The organism is Actinomadura rugatobispora, from assembly GCF_042656285.1.
Lineage (GTDB): Bacteria > Actinomycetota > Actinomycetes > Streptosporangiales > Streptosporangiaceae > Spirillospora > Spirillospora rugatobispora.
The window spans coordinates 189,292-196,286 of sequence record NZ_JBHSON010000008.1 but is presented as its reverse complement, the minus strand read 5'-3'; the positions used below and the strand labels follow the sequence as shown (position 1 = coordinate 196,286).

Below are 6,995 nucleotides of genomic sequence, written 5' to 3'. Positions count from 1 at the left end.
GTCGTGCCCGCCGAGGCGGCCGCGGCCATCACCGCGGCGGCGGGCGCCGACCGGTTCGACCTGGCCCGGCTGGCCCGCCGCGCGCGGGGCGCGGGCAATCCGGTGGTGCCGCTGGTCGCCGACCTGCGGCGGCTGGCGGGCGCCGCGGGCGAGCACGTCCACCGCGGGGCGACCAGCCAGGACATCGTCGACACCGCCGCCATGATCGTCGCGACCCGTACCAGGCGCGCCGTCCTGGCCCCGCTCGGGCGGGCACTGGGCGCGCTGGCCGGGATCGCGCACCGGTACCGCGACACCCCGATCGCGGGCCGCACGCTCGGCCGCCAGGCCCTCCCCACGACCTTCGGGGCGAAGGCGGGGGGCTGGCTGCTGGGCGTGCTGGAGGCCCGGGACCGGCTGGCCGCGCTGCCGCTGCCGGCGCAGCTGGGCGGCGCCGCCGGCACTCTCGGCGCGTACGGGGAGCGGGCCCTCGACCTGCCGGCGGTGTTCGCCGACGAGGCCGGGCTGGACCGTCCGGCCGCGCCCTGGCACACCCGGCGCACGCCGGTCGCCGAGCTGGGTTCGGCGCTGGCGCTGACCGCCGGGGCGCTCGGCAAGTTCGCCACCGACGTCGTGCTGCTCGCGCAGAGCGAGGTCGACGAGGTGGCCGAGCCCGCCGCGCCCGGACGGGGCGGCTCGTCGGCGATGCCGCACAAACGCAACCCGGCGATGGCCGCGCTGATCCGGTCGGCGGCGCTGCAGGTCCCCGCCTACGCGCAGGTCCTGATGGCGTCCCTGGCCGCCCCGCACGAGCGGCCCGCCGGGGAGTGGCACGCCGAGTGGCAGCCGCTGCGCGAGTGCCTGCGGCTGACCGGCGGCGCGGCGGAGACGGCGGCGGAGCTGGCCGAGGGCCTGGAGGTGCGGCCGGAGCGGATGGCCGCCAACCTGCGCGGTCTGCTGGAGATCCTGGAAGAGCAGGGTTCCGACGCCGGTACGGGCGCGGCCCCGAGGCTGGTGGACGTCGCGCTGGCCGCCTACCGGGCGAGCGCCGCGGGCCGTCCGGGAGGGCGCCCCCCGAACGGAGGAGCATGATCCTGCACCATCGTCTCGACGGCCCCGGCGACGCGCCCGTCGTGATCCTGGGCCCGTCCCTGGGCACCTCCATGGAGCTGTGGGCCCCGGTGCTGCCCGCGCTGACCGGGCGGTGGCGGGTGCTGCGGTTCGACCTGCCCGGCCACGGCGGATCGCCGGCCCCCGGCGGCGGGTTCAGCGTCGAGAACCTCGCCGCAGCGCTCGTGGACGTGCTCGACGACCTCGGGGTCCGGCAGGCCGCCTACGCCGGGGTGTCGCTGGGCGGCGCGGTCGGCACGGCCCTGGCGCTGACCGCCCCCGAACGCGTCGGCAGCCTCGTTCTGGTCTGCACCTCGCCGCGCTTCGGCCCGGCGGAGGCGTGGCGGGAGCGGGCCGCCCTGGTCCGCCGCGAAGGTGTGGGGCCGGTCGCCGACACGGCGGCGGCGCGCTGGTTCGCGCCCGGATTCAGCGGGCCAGAGCCGTACGTGGCGATGCTGCGCGCCACCGACCCCGGGGGCTACGCGGCCTGCTGCGACGCGCTGGCGCTGTTCGACGCCACCGCGCGGCTGCCCGAGATCTCCGCGCCGACCTTGGTGATCGCGGGCGCGGAGGACGTCCCCACCCCGCCCGCGGGGCACGCCGACCGGCTGGCCTCCGGCATCCCCGGGGCCGATCTGACCGTCGTCGACGGCGCCGGGCACCTGGCCGTGGTCGAACGGCCCGGCCCGGTCGCCGAGGCGATCACCACGCACCTGGACCGCACCTGGAAGGGAATCCCGCGATGAGCCCCGCGACCGATCCGGCGACCGACCCCGCGACGAACTCCGCGACGCCGGACGAGCGGCGGCGCGCCGCCGGCCTCCAGGTGCGCCGGGAGGTGCTCGGCGACGCCCACGTCGACCGCGCGCAGGCCCGCACCACCGAGTTCACCGCCGACTTCCAGGACATGATCACCCGGTACGCGTGGGGCGAGATCTGGACCCGCCCCGGGCTGGACCGCAGGACCCGCAGCTGCGTCACCCTCACCGCCCTGGTCGCCCGCGGCCACCTCGACGAGCTGGCGATGCACGTGCGCGCCGCGCTCCGCAACGGCCTCACCCGCGACGAGATCAAGGAGGTCCTGCTGCAGACGGCCGTCTATTGTGGAGTTCCCGCGGCCAATTCGGCCTTCGCCGTCGCGCAGCGGGTACTGGACGAGGAAGAGGACGCGGGGGAGTAGCCGGGGCCGACGGAGGCCGGGAGAGGATGTCGGATCGCGTGCCAGACCGTGCGCGGGAGCGCGCAGCGGAGCCGGCGCGCCCGCCCAGCGTGGCGCGCAAGGTGATGGCGATCCTGGACGCGTTCGCCCTCGGCGGCGTCCGCCTCAACCTCAGCGAGATCTGCCGGCGGGCCGGGCTGCCGCTGGCGACCGGCCACCGGCTGGTCGGCGAGCTGGTCGCCGGGGGCTTCCTGGAGCGGGTGCCCGACGGCACGTACCGCATCGGCACCCGGCTGTGGCGGATCGGCAGCCAGGCGCCCGCCGTCACCGGGCTGCGCGAGCTGGCCCTGCCGCACATGGAGGACCTGTACGAGGCCACGCACGACAACGTCCAGCTGGCCGTGCTGCGCGACGGCCGCGCGCTGTTCGTGGAGCGGCTGCGCGGCACCCGCTCGGTGCCGGTGGTCACGCAGGTCGGGGCCACGCTGCCGCTGCACACCACCGGCGTGGGCAAGGTGCTGCTGGCGTACGCGCCGGAGGAGGTCCGGGAGGAGATCCTGGCCGCCGGGCTGCCCCGCCACTCCGCCCGCACCATCACCGATCCCGACGAGCTGCGCCGCTGCCTGGAGCACGTGCGCCGCAACGGGTTCGCGCTGACCCGGGACGAGATGACGCTGGGCGCCGCGTCGGCGGCCGCGCCGGTCCGCGACGCGCGGGGGGCGGTGGTGGCGGCGCTGTCGCTGGTCGCCCGGACCCGCAGCGCCGACATGCGGCGGCTGCTGCCGCCGCTGACCACCGCGGCCCGCGCGCTGTCCCGCGACGTCGCCGTGCACTGGCGCGGGGGCGCGGCCGACGAGCCCGGGTTCTGGCCCGAAGAGTCTTCCGCTGAGCGGAAAATCAGCCGCTGATCCTGCGGCGACGCCCGCGAGGATCGCACTGGACGCCGCGCGCGGGACTGCACCCGAGGGCACGGCACGGCACGGCGCAGGACGAGGGCGAGGAGGCACCATGCGCACCCAGGTCGCGATCGTGGGCGGGGGACCCGCGGGACTGCTGCTCTCGCACCTCCTGCACCGGCAGGGCATCGCCTCGGTCGTCCTGGAGAGCCGCGACCGGGAGTACGTGGAGCAGCGCCAGCGCGCCGGGATGCTGGAGCAGGGCACCACCGACGTGCTGCGCGACAGCGGCGTGGGGGAGCGGCTCGACCGGGAGGGCCTGGTCCACCACGGGCTGGAGCTGCGGTTCGGCGGCGCCGCCCACCGGATCCCGCTCACCGAGCTGACCGGCCGCACGGTGACCGTCTACGCCCAGACAGAGATCGTCAAGGACCTGGTCGCGCGGCGGCTGGCCGACGGCGGCGACATCCGGTTCGAGGCGCGGGCCGTCGAGATCGACCCGGCCGCCGCGAGCGTCACCTACCGGCAGGGCGGCCGCACCTTCACCCTCGACTGCGACTACGTCGCCGGCTGCGACGGCTTCCACGGGGTGAGCCGCCCGGCCGTGCCCGGGCTGCGGACCTTCACCCGCGAGTACCCGTTCGCCTGGCTGGGCGTGCTGGCCGACGTGCCGCCGTCCACCGACGAGCTGATCTACGCCAACCACGACCGGGGCTTCGCCCTGCACAGCCTGCGCTCGCCCAAGGTCAGCCGGCTCTACCTCCAGGTCGCGCCGGACGAGGACCTGGCCGCCTGGCCGGACGAGCGGATCTGGAGCGAGCTGGCCGCCCGGTTCGCCACCGACGACGGCTGGGAGCTGCGCCGGGGCCCGATCACCGACCGGGCCGTCACCCCGATGCGCAGCTTCGTGGCCGAGCCGATGCGGCACGGCGGGCTGTTCCTGGCCGGGGACGCGGCGCACATCGTCCCGCCGACCGGCGCCAAGGGGCTCAATCTCGCGGTGTCGGACGTGACGATGCTGGCCCGGGCGTTCGCCGAGCGCTACGCCTCCGGATCCGAGACGCTGCTGGACGGCTACTCCGCGGCCTGCCTGCGCCGGGTGTGGCGGGCCGAGCACTTCTCGTACTGGATGACCACGCTGCTGCACACCGACCCGGCCGCCGACGACTTCGCCCGCCGGCTGCAGCGCTCGCACCTGGACTACGTGGCCTCCTCCGCGGCCGCCGCGACGTCGCTGGCGGAGAATTACGTGGGCCTTCCACTGGCTCCGTGACCTCGGGTTGACCCGATTCCCCTAATGTCGTGATCACAGGCCGTGCGCCCCCGCCGGGCACGCGCGGCCCTGCGCGCCGTGCCGCATGGGGGCACGCGATCACCATGGAGCGGGAGCGGGATGAGCGAGGACGGGGCGCCGCTCGGCAGCCGGTACCGCCTGGACGAGCCGATCGGCGAGGGCGGCATGGGCGTGGTGTGGCGCGGCCACGACCACGCGAGCGGGGCGGTGTACGCGATCAAGCTGCTGCGGCCGGAACTGGCCGGGGACCCGGCGGCGCTGACCCGGTTCGTCCGCGAGCGCAACGCGCTGATCCGGCTGCGCCATCCGGGGATCGTCGCGGTGCACGACATGATCGTCGAGGGCGACCGGCTGGCGCTGGTGATGGACCTGGTGCGCGGCGAGGATCTGCGCGCCTACCGGCTGCGCCGCGGCGGCACGCTGCCCCCGGCCGAGTCCGCCTGGCTGATGGCTCAGATCTGCGCGGCCCTGGCGGCGGTGCACGCCGGCGACATGGTGCACCGCGACCTCAAGCCCGCCAACGTGCTGCTGGACCACGCCCGGCCGTCCTGGCCGGTGCGGCTGGCCGACTTCGGCATCGCCCGGGTCTTCGACGACGCCACCGTGACCTCGGCGGGGCGGATCACCGGGACGCCCGCCTACCTGGCGCCCGAGCTGCTGGAGGGCAGCACGCCGGGCCCGCCCGCCGACGTGTACGCGGCCGGGATCACGCTGTACGAGCTGGTCGCGGGCCGGGTCCCGTTCCGCGGCGAGCACTTCGGCGCGGTGATGCACGCCCATCTGACGGCCAGTCCCGAGCCGGTCGCGGGCGTCCCGTCGGCCCTGTGGTCGGTGATCGAGAGCTGCCTGGCCAAGGATCCCGGCGGGCGCCCGGACGCCGAGACCCTCGGCCACCGGCTGCTCGACTTCACCGAGATCGCCCGTACCGGGCGGCTCCGGCTCTCCTTGCCCGACGGGGCGGGGAGCGGGGCGGGCGGGTCCTCGGTGTCGCCCTCGTCCCACCCCTCGCTGTCCCATCCCTCGCTGTCCCCGCCGTCCCGGGCCGCGGGCACGGGTCCGGGCACCGGTACGGGCACGGGCGGGGGCACGGGCGAGGGCACGGGTGAGGGGGCCGCGGGGACCGCCGGGCAGGGTACCGAGGACGGGCTCGGCGGGGCGAAGGACACCGTGGGGGCGTCCCGGCCGTCCCGGCGGAGGTGGATCGTGGTGACGGCCTCGGTCGCCGTCGCGCTGGCGGTGCTGGGCGCCGTCGCCGTCCTGGCGTTCGCCTAGCCGAGTGAGCCGGGCGGCCGGCGCCGGCCGGTGATGCGCTGAGACGGCGCGCTCACCCTTCGCCGCACGTGTCCCGGCGGAGCAGCAGCAGGGCGACGTCGTCCTGGGCCGGCCGGCGGCCGATGAGCGCCGCCATCACCGCCGCGCTGACCGCTTCGGGCGGACCGGCGAACACCGCCTCGCACAGGCGGTCGATGCCGTCGTTGATCGCACTGCCGCGCCGCTCCACCAGGCCGTCGGTGTAGAGGCACAGCAGGGAACCCGGTGGAAGCTCGACGGTCGTGGGCGGGAGCCGGTCCTCGACCCCCAGCCCGATCAGTACATCGGGTTTGATGTCGACACAGCGCGCCGGGAGACCAGGGGACGCCAGAACCGGAGGCAGGTGCCCGGCCGAGGCGACCTTGGCCCGCCGCAGGCTGGGATCGCACACCACGTACAGCACGGTCGCGGTGGCGTCGGGCTCGAAGTGCTGCATCTTGCGATCGAGCTTGCCCAGCACCTCGGAGGGATCGCCGCTCTCCAGCGCGTAGGCGCGCAGTGCGCTGCGCATCCGGCCCATCACCACCGCGGCGGGGAAGCCGTGCCCGGCCACATCGCCCATGACGATGCCGATCTCGCCGGAGGGCAGGGTGAACACGTCGTACCAGTCCCCGCCGACGCTGGCGTCGCCGGGACGGTAGCGCGCGGCCAGTTCGACGCCGGGGATGGCCGGGAGCGTGGCCGGCACCAGGCTGCGCTGCAGTTCCAGCGCCCCGGCGCGCTCGGCCTGGCTCATCAGGGACCGCACCGCCAGCGCCGCGCGTGCCGCGGCCGCCTGGAGGAACTCGACCTCCTCGGCGGTGAACCGGCGTGCGTCGAGCGTTCCCACGTGCATGACGCCCATCAGCGTGCCGCCGGCGACGAGCGGTACGCCGAGCAGCGAGCGCAGGCCGCGCCGGACCAGGAGGGGGTTGAACACGTTGGCGGTGGCGACGTCCTCGATGTAGACCGGGCGCCTTTCGGCCGCCACGCGTCCCGCGAAGCCTTGGCCGACGGGGACGTGTACGGCCTGCGGGACCTCTTCCTCGATGCCCCGTGCCGCGGTCGCCACCAGTTCGCGGGCCTGCCGGTCGAGGAGCAGGACGACGGCCGTGTCCACCTGCAGGATCCGGCGCACGCGCTCGAGCAGCGTGTCCAGGAGCTCATCGACGTTCATGTGGGCGAACGCCTCGTCGGTGATCGCCCGAAGGTTCTCCAGCGTGCGGGCGGCATCCGCCAAGCCACTCGCATGATCCACTTGACCACA

At 75.8% G+C, this 6,995-nt stretch carries 7 protein-coding genes; 6 read left to right on the top strand and 1 reads right to left on the bottom strand.

Annotation, left to right across the window (positions count from 1 at the left end):
• From ACFPZN_RS08160 to ACFPZN_RS08135, 6 genes are all read left to right on the top strand, one after another.
• A partial coding sequence (locus ACFPZN_RS08160; RefSeq protein ID WP_378281196.1) for a lyase family protein occupies positions 1-1,071 on the top strand: 1,071 nt, incomplete at its 5' end.
• Positions 1,068-1,835, top strand: coding sequence for a 3-oxoadipate enol-lactonase (gene pcaD, locus ACFPZN_RS08155; RefSeq protein WP_378281195.1), 768 nt, complete (start codon positions 1,068-1,070; stop codon positions 1,833-1,835). The genes ACFPZN_RS08160 and pcaD, both read left to right, overlap by 4 nt.
• Positions 1,832-2,269, top strand: coding sequence for a 4-carboxymuconolactone decarboxylase (pcaC, locus tag ACFPZN_RS08150; RefSeq protein ID WP_378281194.1), 438 nt, complete (start codon positions 1,832-1,834; stop codon positions 2,267-2,269). Before pcaD ends, pcaC begins: the two co-directional genes overlap by 4 nt.
• Positions 2,270-2,307: 38 nt before the next feature.
• Positions 2,308-3,156 carry an IclR family transcriptional regulator gene (locus ACFPZN_RS08145; RefSeq protein WP_378281193.1) on the top strand — a complete coding sequence of 283 codons (849 nt, stop codon included), beginning with the start codon at positions 2,308-2,310 and terminating at the stop codon, positions 3,154-3,156.
• 100 nt (positions 3,157-3,256) lie between these two features.
• Positions 3,257-4,417, top strand: a complete 1,161-nt coding sequence (locus tag ACFPZN_RS08140; protein ID WP_378281192.1) for a 4-hydroxybenzoate 3-monooxygenase — start codon at positions 3,257-3,259, stop codon at positions 4,415-4,417.
• Between the two features lie 120 nt (positions 4,418-4,537).
• Entirely contained in the window at positions 4,538-5,710 is a 1,173-nt protein-coding gene (locus ACFPZN_RS08135) for a serine/threonine-protein kinase (RefSeq protein ID WP_378281191.1), read from the top strand.
• A gap of 52 nt (positions 5,711-5,762) precedes the next feature.
• Here ACFPZN_RS08135 and ACFPZN_RS08130 read toward each other — a convergent pair whose 3' ends face one another.
• Positions 5,763-6,986, bottom strand: a complete 1,224-nt coding sequence (locus tag ACFPZN_RS08130) for a PP2C family protein-serine/threonine phosphatase (RefSeq protein ID WP_378281190.1) — start codon at positions 6,984-6,986, stop codon at positions 5,763-5,765.
• Between the last annotated feature and the right edge of the window lie 9 nt (positions 6,987-6,995).